The sequence below is a fragment of the Amycolatopsis sp. NPDC049253 genome (assembly GCF_040678995.1).
Taxonomy (GTDB): Bacteria; Actinomycetota; Actinomycetes; order Mycobacteriales; family Pseudonocardiaceae; genus Amycolatopsis.
Map to the genome: position 1 here is coordinate 1 of NZ_JBFAQX010000056.1, position 15036 is coordinate 15036.

At 67.9% G+C, this 15036-nt stretch carries 17 protein-coding genes and 1 pseudogene; 10 read left to right on the forward strand and 8 right to left on the reverse strand.

Going from position 1 to position 15036, the window contains the following annotated elements; all coding sequences use genetic code 11:
* A pseudogene (locus tag AB0K15_RS47220) lies at window positions 1–312 on the forward strand (HSP18 transcriptional regulator); the annotation flags it as partial.
* Between the two features lie 355 nt (window positions 313–667).
* Window positions 668–1309: a recombinase family protein gene (locus tag AB0K15_RS47225; protein WP_364067626.1), complete on the forward strand. Its 642-nt coding sequence runs from the start codon at window positions 668–670 to the stop codon at window positions 1307–1309.
* 771 nt (window positions 1310–2080) lie between these two features.
* Here the strand turns inward: AB0K15_RS47225 and AB0K15_RS47230 are convergent.
* A complete protein-coding gene (locus tag AB0K15_RS47230) occupies window positions 2081–3445 on the reverse strand; it encodes an FAD-dependent oxidoreductase (protein WP_364067628.1) in 1365 nt (454 codons plus the stop codon).
* A gap of 325 nt (window positions 3446–3770) precedes the next feature.
* On the reverse strand, window positions 3771–4238 hold the full coding sequence (locus AB0K15_RS47235) for an Rrf2 family transcriptional regulator (protein ID WP_364067630.1): 468 nt from the start codon (window positions 4236–4238) through the stop codon (window positions 3771–3773).
* A 116-nt stretch (window positions 4239–4354) separates the two neighbouring features.
* Between AB0K15_RS47235 and AB0K15_RS47240 the strand changes: the two genes are divergently transcribed.
* From AB0K15_RS47240 to AB0K15_RS47250, 3 genes are all read left to right on the forward strand, one after another.
* Window positions 4355–5086: an NAD(P)H-binding protein gene (locus AB0K15_RS47240; RefSeq protein ID WP_364067632.1), complete on the forward strand. Its 732-nt coding sequence runs from the start codon at window positions 4355–4357 to the stop codon at window positions 5084–5086.
* 463 nt (window positions 5087–5549) lie between these two features.
* Window positions 5550–5984 carry a hypothetical protein gene (locus AB0K15_RS47245; RefSeq protein WP_364067634.1) on the forward strand — a complete coding sequence of 145 codons (435 nt, stop codon included), beginning with the start codon at window positions 5550–5552 and terminating at the stop codon, window positions 5982–5984.
* Between the two features lie 30 nt (window positions 5985–6014).
* Window positions 6015–6254, forward strand: coding sequence for a hypothetical protein (locus AB0K15_RS47250; protein ID WP_364067636.1), 240 nt, complete (start codon window positions 6015–6017; stop codon window positions 6252–6254).
* 8 nt (window positions 6255–6262) lie between these two features.
* Here the strand turns inward: AB0K15_RS47250 and AB0K15_RS47255 are convergent, their stop codons facing one another.
* Window positions 6263–7171, reverse strand: a complete 909-nt coding sequence (locus AB0K15_RS47255) for a M24 family metallopeptidase (protein WP_364067638.1) — start codon at window positions 7169–7171, stop codon at window positions 6263–6265.
* A gap of 217 nt (window positions 7172–7388) precedes the next feature.
* Here AB0K15_RS47255 and AB0K15_RS47260 point away from each other — a divergent pair, with 217 nt between their 5' ends.
* Window positions 7389–8156, forward strand: coding sequence for a hypothetical protein (locus AB0K15_RS47260; RefSeq protein WP_364067640.1), 768 nt, complete (start codon window positions 7389–7391; stop codon window positions 8154–8156).
* A gap of 11 nt (window positions 8157–8167) precedes the next feature.
* Here the strand turns inward: AB0K15_RS47260 and AB0K15_RS47265 are convergent, their stop codons facing one another.
* Window positions 8168–9130 (reverse strand): GlxA family transcriptional regulator, encoded by a 963-nt coding sequence (locus AB0K15_RS47265; RefSeq protein WP_364067642.1) that lies wholly within the window; start codon window positions 9128–9130, stop codon window positions 8168–8170.
* A gap of 203 nt (window positions 9131–9333) precedes the next feature.
* Here AB0K15_RS47265 and AB0K15_RS47270 point away from each other — a divergent pair, with 203 nt between their 5' ends.
* Window positions 9334–10527: a hypothetical protein gene (locus AB0K15_RS47270; protein WP_364067644.1), complete on the forward strand. Its 1194-nt coding sequence runs from the start codon at window positions 9334–9336 to the stop codon at window positions 10525–10527.
* A gap of 197 nt (window positions 10528–10724) precedes the next feature.
* Here the strand turns inward: AB0K15_RS47270 and AB0K15_RS47275 are convergent, their stop codons facing one another.
* From AB0K15_RS47275 to AB0K15_RS47290, 4 genes are all read right to left on the reverse strand, one after another.
* On the reverse strand, window positions 10725–11159 hold the full coding sequence (locus AB0K15_RS47275; protein WP_364067656.1) for a hypothetical protein: 435 nt from the start codon (window positions 11157–11159) through the stop codon (window positions 10725–10727).
* Between the two features lie 215 nt (window positions 11160–11374).
* Complete coding sequence (locus tag AB0K15_RS47280; RefSeq protein WP_364067646.1) at window positions 11375–11542, reverse strand: helix-turn-helix domain-containing protein; 168 nt, start codon at window positions 11540–11542, stop codon at window positions 11375–11377.
* 738 nt (window positions 11543–12280) lie between these two features.
* Complete coding sequence (locus AB0K15_RS47285; RefSeq protein WP_364067658.1) at window positions 12281–12565, reverse strand: hypothetical protein; 285 nt, start codon at window positions 12563–12565, stop codon at window positions 12281–12283.
* A 30-nt stretch (window positions 12566–12595) separates the two neighbouring features.
* Complete coding sequence (locus AB0K15_RS47290) at window positions 12596–12775, reverse strand: hypothetical protein (protein ID WP_364067648.1); 180 nt, start codon at window positions 12773–12775, stop codon at window positions 12596–12598.
* Here AB0K15_RS47290 and AB0K15_RS47295 point away from each other — a divergent pair.
* The 3 genes from AB0K15_RS47295 to AB0K15_RS47305 all read left to right on the forward strand — a co-directional run bounded on the left by AB0K15_RS47295 (window position 12768) and on the right by AB0K15_RS47305 (window position 14962).
* A complete protein-coding gene (locus AB0K15_RS47295; protein WP_364067650.1) occupies window positions 12768–13787 on the forward strand; it encodes a hypothetical protein in 1020 nt (339 codons plus the stop codon). The genes AB0K15_RS47290 and AB0K15_RS47295 overlap by 8 nt on opposite strands.
* Entirely contained in the window at window positions 13784–14152 is a 369-nt protein-coding gene (locus tag AB0K15_RS47300) for a hypothetical protein (protein ID WP_364067652.1), read from the forward strand. The genes AB0K15_RS47295 and AB0K15_RS47300 overlap by 4 nt, the downstream gene beginning before the upstream one ends.
* A gap of 201 nt (window positions 14153–14353) precedes the next feature.
* Window positions 14354–14962 carry a hypothetical protein gene (locus tag AB0K15_RS47305; RefSeq protein WP_364067654.1) on the forward strand — a complete coding sequence of 203 codons (609 nt, stop codon included), beginning with the start codon at window positions 14354–14356 and terminating at the stop codon, window positions 14960–14962.
* Window positions 14963–15036: the final 74 nt, after the last annotated feature.

Consider the following 15036-nt stretch of genomic DNA (forward strand, 5'->3'; position numbering starts at 1 on the left):
CGGGACCGCCGGGCCGGCGACCGCGCCGTGTCGGACTGGGCGCGACGCAACGCCGCGGTGCTGCGCCAGCTCGCCGCACACGTCACCGCGGCCGAAGGCATGTCCGCAGCGGGCCGGCGCGCCGCAGCCGGGGTGGCGAAGGCTCTGGCTGCCGACGACGCGTCCGCGCTGCTGGAACCACTCGCGGCGGCCCGGCGCCATCTCCTGGCCGGGCACGCCGAGCTCGCCGGGCGCGTCGGCGATGTCGGCGCGGAGACCGGTCGCGTGCGCGACGAGGCGATCTCCGACCGGCACCGCCGGACCACCGGCTAAGCGGCGACCCCGGCTGCAAGCGAGACACCACCACGGCCGAGAGGACTGGAACACCTTGGCAAACCCCGATTCCGATCCGTGGGGCAACGCGCCCTGGGTTGGCCGGCGTCCAATGGGCGCGGTGGCGCGAATCTCTCCCGCCGGCTGAAGACTGAGCAAGTCTGGGGGATGTCCCGGCCCGGACGACGAATGCGACGTCGGCCGGGGTCAGCGTGCAGAACCCTGCGCCGGGTCGCTCCGAGACGGGCGAGGCCGTCGCGCACGATCTCGCGGGCCTTATCGGTGCGTTCAGAAAACGGTCGGTTGCCGGAACGGTCTGAACGACCTGAGTCGACCTGCGTCGCGCCAGTGTGTCGTGTTCATCAACTCGTTCATTTACCGATACGGTGAAGCCCGGATTTTGAACACGTTTGCCGAACGCGATGAGGGTCATGTGGCGCTGGTCGGGCTCGTCCGGGTCAGCACGAAGGATCAGGAAACCGCGCGGCAGCACGACGCACTCGGCCCGATCTGCGTGCGGGTGTTCGAGGAGCGGCGTTCCGGGAAGCTGAAGATCGACGAGAGGCCGGGGCTGCAGGCCGCGCTCGACTACCATGCGCCCCGGGGACATGCTCACCGTGCAGGAGGCCGATCGCCTCGGCCGCAACCTGCTGGCCTGATCGTGCTCAACGACCTGTTCTCCCGCGGTATCGCGGTCAAGATCCTCGAGGGCATCGCCGCCGGCGAGCACACCGAACGCAACCTCATCCTGGACATGGCGCTGGCGCTGGCCGAGGACCGCCGCCGCGACATCGTCCGCAAAACCCGCAACGGCTTGGACGCCGCACGGGCACGCGGCCGGGTCGGCCGCCCCCGCGTCGTCGACGCCGACAAACGCACAATCATCCTCGCCCGTCACGCCGACGGCGAGTCCATCCGCACCATCGCCCGCGCCACCAAACTCTCCGTCGGCACCGTCCACAACGTCCTCACCGACCACCGCGCCACCAACAAATGAATCACTGCTGGTCAGCCAAATCCGCCCGATTGCCCGCGGCTACCACGGGCCCCGGGTTTATGAATCGGCGGCGGAGTCGTTGTGGTGGCGGAAATTCAGGCCGACGCCCGTCCTTGAAGCCGCCTGGTTGCCGACCACGTAGGCGGGCACACTTCGACTTCTGCCTCCCGCGCTGTGACCGGCGCCTGCTGGGTAATTGCCTCCAGACTGTCACTGCACGGTTAACTGCCAGTCGAGGACGATGGCGATCTCGTGGATCGCAGGAATCACTGTGAAATCCAGTAGATCCGCAGCTGCCCCGATGTGCAGACGCACCGTCGCTGCCGGGGAACCAGACCATCTCGGTCGATTCTTCGGCGTCGAACCTCACAGCAACGTCCCCGTGCCACCAAGAGTCACCGTCGACCGCCGCCAGGAACGTCGTCAGACCGTCAACGTCGGCTTCCGCCTCGTCCTTGCCCAGGCACACGGCCGTCCGCGACCGCCCCTTGCCGGCAGCGGTGGCCGCGAACCGCAGCAGTCGTCGCTTTTGTCCCTGTTGGCGGTGGCCGGCCACTGACTGCAACGTCAGCGAGTCGAGAGCCCGTGGCCGGCCCGCTTGCCTTACGACGTCTGGGGCCACTTCGGCGAATTCACCGAAGTCGTCTCGGAAGACGATGACCTCCCCGGCATCGGTCATATCTTCCTCCAGACTCGGAACACCCACCGGGCAGTCCGGTTCCTGCCTGTGTGAATGTGCCATCGGCACGCGCTACTGGGAGGCCTTCCATGTCAGCTTCGGGAAGCGGACAGCACTTCGTTGAAGGCTTCGGTCGACGACGGGTGCGTGTAGATCGCGTCGCGCAGGTCCACCGCGGTCACGCCGTGCCGCATGGCCAGCGTGACTGTGTTGATCAGCTCCTGCGCGTCCACGCTCAGCAGCGCGGCGCCGAGGACCTGATCTGTCTCCGCGTCGATCACGAACTTCATCAGCCCCCGGGTCTCTCCGAGAATCTTCGCCTTGGGCATCGACACGATGTCCGCGACTGCCTTCTGCGACACCTTCACCGCGTACCCCTGCTCGCGTGCATCCCTTTCGGTGAGCCCCACCCGTGCCAACGGTGGCGTCAGGAAGAGCGTGTACGGGATGTGCGCCCGGTCGGCCGTCGACCGAGTTCCACGGCCGGCGAGCTGATCGGCGACGATCCTGCTGTCGTCGAGGGAGACGTAGGTGAACTGCGGTCCGCCTTTGACGTCGCCGACCGCGAAGATGTTTGGCTGGCTGGTGCGCAGGTGATCGTCCACCTCGACCGCACCGCCGGCAGTCGTCTCCACGCCCGCGCGGTCCAGTCCGAGGCCGTCCGTGGCCGGCTTGCGGCCTGCCGCGACCAGCACCGCGTCCACGACGATCGAGTCCTCGCCGTCGCCCCGCCGGTAGTCGAGCTTGGCACCCTCGTCCGTCTCGGCCAGCCGGATGACCTGAGCACCGAGGACGAACTGGACCCCGGCGTCGACGAGCACCTGTTCCGCGGCCGCCGCGACATCGTCGTCCTCGCGGCCGAGGATGCGTGGCGCCTGGTCGAGCACCGTCACCTCGCTGCCGAACTGCGCGAACATCGAGGCGAACTCGATGCCGACGTGCCCGCCGCCGAGCACGGCCAGCCGCTGCGGGAGGTTGTCACGCCCGATGAGGCCGGTGCTCGTGTGGACCCGGGGGCTCCCGGCGAGTCCGGGGATGTCCGGCACCACGGGCTCGGCCCCGGTGTTGATGACGATGGTGTCGCCGGTCACGGTCAGCCGATCGTCGCCGGCACTGACCTCCACGGTTTTGGGGTCGACGAAAGTGGCCTGTCCCGTGAGAACGGTGACCGAGTCGATCGAGTCGAGGGTGACGAAGTTGATGCCCCGCAGCTTCGTCGTCAGGTTCCGGGTCTTCTCGACGGCTTCACCGTGGCCGGCGCCGGTCTCGGCGTGGTGGATCAGCGACTTGGTCGGTACGCACCCGACGTTGGGGCAGGTGCCCCCGTACATCTCCGCCGACCGCTCGATCAGGGCGACACGCTTGCCACTGCGCCCCATCGCCGCGGCCAGCGTCTTACCACCCCGGCCGAACCCGATCACGACAAGATCGAAGTGCGCGGTGTCCACGTTGGGCATGACTCTCCTCCGGGCTGAGCGGTCCTGGTCGGGGACGGCAAAATGTACGTACATTTAATGTAGGACGAGGTCTGCGTGTTTGGCCTTGAGTGTGTTGGGCGTGACAGTCCGGACCCTGGGGAACGCCGCGGTCGCTGGCGGAGCCGGCATGTGGGAGTCCGGAATCGAACCGGTTGTCGGACATGTCGTCGCCAACCCTTGTGTCAACCCGGCTCCCGTGGCCCCGATGGTGCAACCGCCCTGCTGCGTGCGGCGTGGGCTGGGTCGGCCACCGGTCGACTGGGACGGCGGGCGGGGGCAGCCGGTGAGTCCGGCGGTCTCGCACCTATACCTGGCGAAGCCAGGTACTGATGCCGGCCAGAGCGCCCGGGTTGGTGGAGCCGACGTCGCTGGCCAGGTCCGCGATGGACACCGAGCGGAGCGCCTCGCGCCACGCCTGTTCGGCGCCGGCCATGGTGCGGGCGATCGCGCAGGGTGTGGTGCAGGCCTCGGGCGGGGTGGCCAGCGGGCCGCGCTGGCGGATCTCCGTGCAGACGAAGGCTGGTGCCGGCCCGTCGACGGCCTCGACGACGTCGAGCACGGTGATCGACCCGGGCGAGCGAGCGAGGATGTAACCACCCGCTTTTCCCTGGACGGAGCGGATCAGCCCGGCGCCGGAGAGGGCCTGGAGCTGCTTGGCGAGGTAACTGGGCGAGACGTCGTGCAGCTGGGCGAGCCGCGCGGCGGGAGCTGGTTCGTCCACCGAGGTCAGCACGACACAGCAGTGCAGTGCCCACTCGACTCCGCCCGACATCTTCACACCGTCAGTCAATCACACCGTACGACTTGACTCGGATACGCAGTGTCCGTGTATGTTCTCGGATACAAAGTGTCCGAGATTGTCGGCATTCAGAAGGGTGGGAGCAGGTCGTGAAGTTCGCAGTCATCGGCGGGACCGGGCTGATCGGGTCGCAGGTGGTGGAAGACTTGAGGGCGGCAGGGCACGACGTCGTGGCGCACTCGAGGTCCACCGGGGTCGACATCATCACCGGACAGGGTGTGGAGGAGGCACTGGCCGGCGCTGACGTGGTCGTCGACCTGACCAATTCCCCGACCTTCGACGAGGCCTCGCTCGCGTTCTTCCAGACCTCGATGGGTAACCTCTTGGCCGCGGCCGAGAAGGCCGGCATCGGGCACTTCGTCCTCCTGTCGATCGTCGGCGTCGATCAGGTACCGGGGCTTGACTACTACCGTGCCAAGACGCTGCAGGAGGATCTGCTCAAGGCCGGTCCGGTTTCGTACTCCATCGTCCGGGCTACCCAGTTCATGGAGTTCATCGACTCGGTTCTGTCCTGGACCGCCGACGAAGACACCGTCCGCCTGCCGGTAACGCTGCTCCAGCCCGTCGCAGCAGCTGACGTTGCCGCCACCGTCGCGCAGGTCGCAGCCGGCGCGCCCCTGAACCGAACTCTCGACCTCGGTGGCCCGGACACCTACCCGCTGAACGAGTTGGGTCGCATCACCCTTGCCGCCAAGGGTGACAGCCGCACGGTGACGGTCGACAACAACGCAGGCATATTCAGCGCCGTAACGGGCGACGTCCTCACCACCAAGGACGGGGCCCGCATCGCTCCCACCCACTACGCGGACTGGCTGAAGTAGTCCAGCGGGACGCCGCGATCACTGCGGCTGGGGCGTGTCAACCGGGGCCGGTCGCAACTGAGGCCGGCGCAGGCGCCCCAGTTCATGGTTGTGTTCGCGCATGGTCATTGGGTGATCGTTTCTGAGGCCGGGGCCGCAGGTCATGGCCCACGGCAAGTGCCGCTCATGTAATGGCTGTCGTTCCTCGACGACTTGGTGGTGATGATCGAGGGAGGCAGCGGGCGATGGGTGCGGTGACCGAAGCCGCGGTGGGGGATGTCCTTGCACTGGTCGAGGAGAGGCGCGTCACCGAACGCCACCTGGCCGCCTACGTCACGGACGCCACCCGGCGCGCCGGGGGCGCGATCCGCGCACGCGAGCACCTGAAAGTGGCGCTGCGCAAGGTCCGCGCGGTCGACCACGACCTCACTGGCGGCTTCGCCAGCCCCGAGGCGTTGCAGCAGCTGCGCCAGGCCGGGTGCAGGTGGCGCTACCCACGGTGCACGCCTCGGCCAGCGCCGAGTTCAAGCAGGCCTGGTACCGCAAGCAGGTCGGCGCCACGCTGCATCCGACCCGCGCAGTGTCCTTCACCGGCCGGCTGCCGCCCGGCGCCGAGGACGACATGGGGACCTACGCCCGCTACGCCACCTCCATACCCCTCGACACCCAGCCCGAAGCGTGCTGGACCTGGGCGATCCCTCCGTGGATGCGGATACCCAACGACACCACCGACGCCATCGCCCTGCGCGCCCAGCTCGGAGCGACCACCGCCGGCGCCCCGAGCCTGCTCGCGATCGACTACCCGGGACCCGAGCTGGGGTGCGACGCGGTGTTCTCCGCCCCCTGGCGGCAGCCGCCCCTGATCCCGCATCCTGCAGACGCGCTGGACCTCCTGTACTGGTATCGGCGCAGCACCTAGCCCCAGGGCTGGCACCCCGACCGCCGGCCGGTGCCGCTGTGGCTGCGCGGCGAACACTCCAGCGCCTTCCCCGCCGCCCGGCCGCTGCCCGAGGAGGTCGAGCTCCGGCTGCCGTTCGCGACCGTCGCCGTGCTGTCCACGCCGTGGCGCATCGAGCCCAACTACGAGAACAAGCACCCCATGCTCGACGGGCACCCGCCGTTCACCTACGCGACGACTTGCGCGCAGTGGGGGAAGAGTGTGACGGGCGCGACGGCCCGGGCGAGGTGACCGTTACCTCAAGGGGCGCCAGGACTTTCGTCGCGGACGGCACCGTGATCGGCCCAGTAGCGCACGTGCGGCAGGTCGTCGTCGAGCCAGTACGCGGTGTCCTCGGCGACCACCAGGACCTCGCCCCATTTCGCGCCGACGTCGCCGCGGCCGAGGTGCGGCTCGAACGCCCACAGACCCGGCTCGCACGGCCGGTCGGACCCGGGTTTCCAGAAGGGTGCACCGCGATCGCCGAGGCCAAGAGCCGATCCGACGGCGTCGCCCGCCAGGTAGCCGACGGTCTGCGGGCTGAACCCCTTGACGTTGAACGTCGGCAGTCGCAGGCCGGGCACCCGGCCGACGCGGTGCGCGATCGCGGACCCCGGGTACATCGAGTGGATGGTCAGGTAGCCGTGGTCTTGCGCGTAGTCCTGCACCGAGGTGTCGATCGTGGCCTGGGAATCGCCGTTGCGCACCATCTCAAGGATCATCGCGCGAACGGGAGCGAGCGCCATCCGGGTTTCGTGGAATTCTTCCGTCGGCTCGCCGAACGCGCAGGAATACCCGATGTCGGCGGCTCCGCCCCGGTGGATGGGGCCGATGTCCAGGATTACGGCGTCACCCTGCTCGAGCCGGCGGCCACTCGGCCGGTACTGGCCGCCGCCACGGGCGGTTGTGGTGCTGAAGAGGTCCCGGGCGCGACGCGGGAGCGGTGGGAAGTCCAGGAATCGGGTACGGTCGCCGAACCAGACGAACCCGTAGTGGAAGAAGTGGGAAACGCCACGTTCGCGCAGCCAGTCTTCGAGTTTTCCGGCGGCCTGCCGTTCGGTGATCCCTTGGCGCAGTTCGGCTTCGATCGCGGCGGTCGCGTCGAAGGCAAGGCGCTGAGCCGCCTTGAACGCTGCGAGTTCCTCGTCGGTGAACAGTTCGCGGGTCAAGGTCGGGTGCCTCCGGTGGTGGCGTCGATGTCGATCGGTTCCAGCGTCGGCGGGCCCGGTGTGGCGGGGGGAGAGCCGAACTTGACGAACATCCCCCGGATTCGGACGCCCGTGCGGTCGAGTCCGGTTTTGTGGGCTGCCGGTCGCTCACCGCCTGGCCGCGTCCTTGCCCCGCGTGAACACTGGAGGCAGGAATCCCCGGCTCATTGGAGTTTTCGTGCGCGCAAGCGGATCGACTTCGTCGTCGATGGTGGGCGGCTACGACTGGATTCGCGAAACGAACGGCGTGCTGACCGGCGCTGAACGTTCGGCCGTCCGGGCCGGAATGCGAAAATTCGCGAGAGAGACGATCAGTGGCTTTCTGACCGCGCCGCTGCAAAAGCCACGCTCGCCGGAAAACCTTTTTCCGGAGTACCCCGGCACCGAGGTCGCGAGCGCCGCCGTCGAGATGGCCAGGAAACAGGGAACCACGCTGCTCTTCCACGGTTATCGAACCTGGCTGCTCGGAACAGCGCTGGCCGAGGTGGACCAGGCCGACGTCGACGCGGAGCTTCTTTTCGTGACGTCGTTGCTGCACGATTCCGGAATGCTCGTGAGCGTGCCCGGGGAGGATTTCACTCGGCGATCGGCCGACGCCGTGCTCGAGGTTTTCGATCGCGCCGGCGCGCCGCGTGGCAGAGCCCTCGAAGCTGCGGACGCCGTGGTCGCGCACGCGACGCCCGGCCTGGTGGGGTCCACGGACCCGGTCGCCTACTACGTGCAAAGCGGCGCCATGGCCGATCTCGCCGGCCTCCGCCGATGGCACCTGCCTTCCGGGGCCATCGGCGAAGCCTATGCCCGGTACCCGTCGCACGACATCCGCCGCACGCTTTCGGCATTGGCGCGCCGAAACGCCGAAGAAGTGCCGGGCAGCCGAATGTCCCTGCTCGTTCCGAAACCGCTCAGCAAGGCACTGCGCTGGGCGCTGAATTTCTCGGCCGGCTGACCGGCTTGACGCTACCGCCGGCCCGTGCTCTTGAACCGGTGGCGGTACTGACTCGGCGAAAGCCCCAACCGGGCGACGAAGGTGCGGCGCATCGTCTCCGGGCTGCCGAATCCCGCGCCCGCTGCCGCTTCCTCGATGTTGTGTCCCGAATCGAGCAGCGATTTCGCGTGATCGAGCCGGACTTTCTCGACGTAGCGCGCCGGCGTCAGGTCGAACTCGGCCTGGAAGAGCCGGATGAGATGCCGGGCGCTCACCCCGACTCGGTCGGCGAGCCGATCGGCGCTGTGATCCAGCCCGGGGTCGGCGGAGATGAGATCCACCACTTCTCGCAGCGTCGGCGTCCGGGCGGGCTTGATCTCCAGGGGTGCGGAGAACTGCGACTGGCCACCCGGTCGTTGCATGAAGACGACGAGGCTCCGAGCCACGGCGCGCGCGAGGTCAGGCCCGTGGTCGGCCTCGACCAAGGCCAGTGCGAGGTCGATCCCGGCCGACACGCCCGCCGAGGTGAACACCCCGCGGTCTTCGACGTAGAGTGCGTCCGGGAGCACGTCGACATCTGGGAACGCCCGAGCGAAAAGCTGTGCGTGCCGCCAATGTGTGGTGGCCCGGTGCCCGGACAACGCGCCCGCCGTGGCCAGGGCGAAGGAACCCGTGCAGATGGAGACGAGCCGGCGCGTCCGCGTGCGAAGCAGCCGGATGGCGGCTACGAGCGCGGGATCGATGGGGGCGCCGACGAGGATGTCGCCGCCGCAGACCACGACGGTGTCCGCGCGCGACACGCTTTCGGCGGGACCGTCGACGGGCATGGTCGACCCGGTCGAGGTGGCCGCGGCCGCGCCCGAAGGGGACACATAAGACAGTGCGTAGTCCGCGCCGAAGAGGTTCGCTTCGGCGAAGACCTCGGCCGGGCCGGCCACGTCGAGGCTTTTCACCCCGTCGAAGACGACGAACACCAGTTTCCTCGGGCTGGGCACTGTCCTGGACCTCGCAATCGTCGAACCGGGTGCTCCTGAAGCCTGGCATCCGCGGCTCTTCGTGCCGAACCGATGTCCGGATGTGTGGGAACCCGGTCGGTTTCCGCTCTGCAGTGTGGTTCGGTGCTCCCGGCAGACTGGAAGTGGTGTGGGACAACGCTTCCCGCCTTGGATCCGGTTTGAGGCCGGTGCGATCGGGGTCGGTGACGAAAGCGGTGGCACGGTTGTCGGTCACCGGCCGCGCGGCGACGCAAGCACGCGCGCTGGATCGGTGGCTCACCGGCGGTGCGCTCGTGACCGCGACCGCCGGCCTCGCTTACCTTCTCTGGGTGGTCAGGGGCTCCTTGCCGCACGTGCTGCCCGGTTACGACGTGTGGCAGGAGCAGGTGTACGCGCGGATTCCCGCGTTTCTGCGCTGGTGCCTCGGCGACACGACGGAGGCGCAGTCGTTCAAGAGTGAGCTGGGCGGGCTCGGCCTGCTCGCCGGCGGCTGGCTCGCCCACCGCCGGCGCCGGGCCGGGTTCCCGGTCGCGGCCGGCACCGGATTGTGGCCGTGGCTCACCGGGTCGGCGCTTCTCGGGCTGCTGCTGTCGAACCTCGCATGGGGCTGGACGATCCCCGCGACGGGCGCGTGGCAGCCGACGTTCGTCGCGTTCGTGTCGATCCCGCCCGCGGTCGTGCTGACCTACGGGCCGGGCTGGCGGGTCGCCCTCACCGGCGCGGTCCTCGGCGCTGTGCTGACGACGCCGATCGCGATCGGCTTGGTCCAGTTCTTGTGCTACCCGCTGGGGCTGCCCACGTCGGCCGGCACCGCCGGCAGCATGTGGCTCAGCGCGCTGCTCGCGTTTCCGCTGTGCCGGATTCTGCCGTGGTTGCCCCGTCGCCCGCTCCCACGCCCGGATCCGGTCGACCCACCCCGGCACGGACCGGCGTGGGTCCTGCGCCGCGTGCTGGCCGACTTCACCGAAGCACCGTTCCACGGGACCGAACTCAGCTCGGCCGGCCTGCTCGCCGGCACGCTGGCCGCGTACCTGCTCAACCCGCAGACCCCCGCGCACGGCACCGTGCTGCTGCCGGCCGTGCTCACCACCCAGGTCCTGACCTCCACGCTCGGCGTCCTGCTCTACCACCGCCCATGGACCCGCCACGGCTGGTACCCGACTTTCGTGCCCCTCGTGTCGGTCGCCCCCGCCACGGTGTTCACCTACGGCCCCACCCTCCCGGCCATCACGGCCGGCGCGGTCCTGGGGGCGATCCTCGGCCCGCCGCTGGCGGCGTACGTCTCGCGCAGGCTCCCGGACACGGTTCATCCGTTCGTGGGCAACGTCTTTTCCATGACGGTGTGCACGGCGGTGGTGGTTCCCGCGCTCGGGTTGCTGCCCGGGTTCGCCCGCTGAAAGCAAATCGAGAAGTCGACTTCTCCGTGACCGTTTCGGCCTTCCGCCGTGTGGGCTGTTGACCACCAACGGCAGGGACCCCTCGACGACGTACTCGTGACCGGGATGTTCGACGTGAATTTGGCCGCCTTCCTCGGCCGTGGCCATGGCCTGCACGCTGTCGTCCAGGACGGCCCGGGCGTCGACGTCGCCGCTGATCACCGGGATCTGCCCCCGGGGCGTCGGTCGCCGTGGCCGCCGAGTCGGTGATCGGCAATCGGCGAGCTGACCTCAGAGGTTCTGGCCGCGCGCAGCACACCGAGGAGCGCGAGGCGGTCGGCGGTGTCCGTGCCGGGAGCGGGGACGAACAGCGCCAGGATCTGTGACCGGGTTTCTTCCAGGAGTGCTTGGCAGTCGAGTTCGAGAAGGCCGGTTTCGGGGTGCCGCATGCGTTTGCGGCGGCTGCGCAGCACGGCGACGTCGTGTTCGGACCACAACTCGGCGAACTCCGGGCTGTCCCTCGACAGCTCGTCGGCCAGGGCGCGGGCCTGGGCATCGCCGCGGCGGACGAGGGCGGCGCGGCCAGCAGGCGGGATTCCTGTGGCTGGTCTTCGGGTGGGTAGGCGGCCCGGGCGTCGGCTGAGGTGAACCAGCGGTAGACGGTGCTGCGGTGGGGTTCTTCGAACCGGGTGTGGTCACCGAAGAGGCGGTGGCGAGGGCGTTCTGGGCGAGGACCTCGCCGAGGTCGGTCATCACCTGCGCGGGCGGGTCGTGCAGGCGGTCGAGCAGGCCGAGGAACACGGGGGAGACGTGGTCGTCGGCCATGAGCCGGTCGGGTGCGGCGAGGCGGAAGAGGTAGGTGGTCGCGTTAGTAGAGGGTCAGGCGCAGCGCGCGGGTGAGGCCGCGCAGCACCGATGACGTCGGTTTCGGGGCGCGGACCTGTTCCAGGCGCATGTAGTGGTCGGTGGCGATGCCCGCGCGGGCGGCCACCTCTTCGGGGCGCAGGCCGGGCGTGCGGCGGCGGGTCGAGGACACGATCAAGATGGTGGGCGATCCGGATCGCGTTCGCGCACATTAACAGTTGCGACAACGTGCCCGACCGCGTCTGTAAGTCCTCGGCGAACTCGCGCTGAACTCGCTGCGCGACGGCCGCATCCGGCAACGACGACTGCCACAGCGTGGCGGCGTCAAGCCCGCGCGGCGCCTTGCCCCAGTCCTCCCAGTCGATCAGGTGGCCCTCGGTCGACAGGTTGTGCCAGTGCACGTTAGTGTGGGCGGTCGTCTACTCGTCGACCGCTGTATCCACATGGGGAACACCTCGCCGATCCGCTTGGTGACGTGGGCTTGCGCCATCCCCACGCGATCGGTCTGGTGCGTCGCGAGGGCCGTGAACGACTGCCGCACCGTCGCCCACCAGGCGTTCGTCAGGCCGGACCGGCCGCAGTGCCGAGATCACCGACGACCGGCGCGGCGATGAATTCGACCTCGTCGGCACGCCAGACCCCCCGGTCGTTGTCGGTCCATGTGCCTCGATCGGTGCGAAAACCCTCAGTCGCTCCTGACTCGCCGAAAATGACCGACGATCGATCAAGTCGCAGATCGCCGACGAGCCCGCCGTTCGGCGTTAGCTGCGTGCCGTAGCGAGGGCGGACCGGATGTCTTCCGGTCCGAACTCACCGCGCGCGCCTGCCCGGCGTTTCGGACTCTAATCGAACATGCGTTCGGACTTTGGCTGATCCGGCCGCCGAGAGGAACCCTCGGCCACGTATCGAGCTACTGCGCAAGCCCACGCAACCCGCGCCAGGACACGTGCCGCATGCGGCCCTCTCGTGTCCACGCTCGGAACGTCACCTCGCCGAGGATCTTGGGTTCCATCCAGTGCGTCCGCCGCGCGTACTCGGGCGGAACGGAGTCGGCGAACGAACTGGTCGAACGCGGTATCACGCTCAGGAGCGTCGCGAGGTCCGTGACTGCCTGCTGAGTGAAGCCAGACCCAACATTGCCGACGAGCCGCAGCTGGCCGTGCTCGTCGCGCGTGCCGAGCACGAGACTGCCGATCGTGGATGTGCGGCTGCCGCGCCCAGGGCGTCACCCGCACACCAAGACCTCGAGCGTGTTGATCAGCGGGCGCTTGATCCAGTGGCGCGACCGCTCACCGGGCAGGTGCCGCGACCGGACCGCCTTCGCGATCAGCCCCTCCAGCTCCTGCTTTCGCGCGATCGTCAGGAGCTCCTCTGGGTCGACGTCCCGATACGCTGGCGTGATCAACTACGGCCCCGCCGACCTCGGCTCTGAGGAAGCGCCCCGCGTCATCCGCGTCGGCCTCGTTGGGCCAGCTGATCAGCTCGATGGCATACGAACCTGGCTCGAACGCTGCCGCGAGCCCATCGCCGCAAAAGACGACCGTTATCCCCACCTGTTTCCCGGCTTCCCAGGGTGCGACATCGACTGTGGCTTGCACACCACACTCGTGTTCAGCGACCGCAACACACGGACGATCAGCGATCGAGCCCTGCGGGCCATCAGCAGCACCACAGGTGCCCAATCGTTGACAACCGCAGTCGAGGCGTACGCCGACGAGATCCGAGCACTCGCGGACGAGAACCGTGTCGACGTCCTGCTGGTGGCACGGCCAGAACAGCTCACCGACACCCGACGTAAGACCGGACGCCAATCTCGATCAGCAGCCGCTGCGGCGACAGCATCTGACGGTCCGAGCACCCACGCACCAGCCATGCCACGCTTCGCGAACTTCCACGACCTGCTCAAGGCCCAACTACTGCACCTGCGACAGCCAATCCAGATCATCCGCCGAAGCACCTGGGACGAAGCGACCCCGCCATCTGCTGGCCGCAGTCGCCAAGACGAGGCAACCCGCGCCTGGAATCTTCACGTCGCTCTGTACTACAAGGCGGGTGGCGTTCCGTGGCGGCTTCCACGGAACCCTACCGACCTGACCTCGTGCTACATCGGCGTCGCCTTCTACAACAGCGGGGACCGCAACACACTGGACACGTCAGTAGCGCAAGTATTCAACGAACGCGGAGACGGAGTCATCGTGCGCGGTGGGCCTGCCAGGGTAAGCCGCGAAGACCGTCAACCACACCTTGCGGAGGATGACGCGCACGGTCTGCTACTGCGTGCGCTGGACGCCTACCGGCTAGAACACCGGACCATGCCCGCAAGGGTGCTACTTCACAAGACCTCATCGTTCACCGCGCCGAGATTGCAGGATTCCAGGCAGCAACAGACGAACGAACGCTCGATGAAATCGACATGAGCTGGATCACCAACAGCGAAGGTGCTCGACTCTTCCGACCCGGCAACGCGCCCCCTCTGCGCGGAACGTTGCTGAGCCTCGACCAGCATGAGATGGCCCTCTACACCAACGGGAGCATCGAGTTCTACTCGACGTACCCCGGCATGTACGTACCGCAGCCGATCGGCATCCGCTCCGTTCACAGCAGCCGCAGCCCTCGAGACCGAGCCAGCGAAATCCTGGCCCTGACTAAGATGAACTGGAACCAGACGCGCCTGGACGGCAGAGTGCCCGTCACTCTGCGTACCGCCAACCAAGTAAAAGCCGTACTGCGCTTCTGCCCACCAAACGAAGCCGTCGCCACCCGGTACGCGCACTATATGTAACGGCGGGTCGGCTGCGTCCCGATGCAGCGCGCGAGGGGTGGCCACCCTTTTCGGTTGTGTGGCGGGACCACTCGGCCACCGCCACCGCCACAGCCGCCCTCAATCCGACGCAGAGAGCCTCATCTGGCACTCAATCACGAGACTGTCAACGGCGACCGCTGTTCGATCCAGACGGTCTGGGAGTTCCTCGATCCGAACGCGATGCTCGCCCCGTTCGAAGGCACCTACTACTGGTCGGCCAAGGTGTACGAGTCGATTCGACCCAAGGACGTTTCCAAGACGTTCCTATGGGAGCGGCTCGGCGCAAAGACGCAAGATCTTGTCCACGGTCACATGACCAACGTGACCGTGTGTGCGAACCAGACGAAGAACGTCATGCTCGACGCGGCAGGCCTCGAACTGATCAAACGGATCGCTGAACAGTTGAAAATCCCGGAGGCCGATTCGCCGGACGCGAAGCCGGGTGACATCTACCAGGAAGTCCTGGACAGCGTCGAGAGCCGGCTGAAGCGCCGTCTGGAAGATTCCGACAGTCCGATCTACCAAAGCCTCGCTTCACGTATCAAGAAGTTGCGACAGAAGGCCATCAGTAGCGTTGAGGAGTCGCTCGCATGCCTGGAGCAGGCGCTACAGATCGCTCAGGACGTCGTTGCGGCTGACCGGACGGCGGAGGAGGGCCGCTTGGTGGAGTTGGAACCACTCGTCGACCCGAAGCGTGGCGCGCTCACACAGATCGTCGAGGAGAACACACCTGCAGGGCTGCACAAGATCGTGCCGGACATCGTCTTTAGACCATGTCTCAGTAGGTGAGTTTCTTGTAGCAGGTGAGGGTGGCGGCGAGGGTGAGGAAGGCGCAGAAGTGGTTGGCGTAGCGGTCGTATCGG

Coding starts and splice junctions, on each gene's coding strand:
- AB0K15_RS47230 (WP_364067628.1), bottom strand. CDS start 3,445: ATGCCCAACGTGGACACCGCGCACTTCGATCTTGTCGTGATCGGGTTC.
- AB0K15_RS47235 (WP_364067630.1), bottom strand. CDS start 4,238: ATGTCGGGCGGAGTCGAGTGGGCACTGCACTGCTGTGTCGTGCTGACC.
- AB0K15_RS47300 (WP_364067652.1), top strand. CDS start 13,784: ATGAGCTGGATCACCAACAGCGAAGGTGCTCGACTCTTCCGACCCGGC.
- AB0K15_RS47305 (WP_364067654.1), top strand. CDS start 14,354: ATGCTCGCCCCGTTCGAAGGCACCTACTACTGGTCGGCCAAGGTGTAC.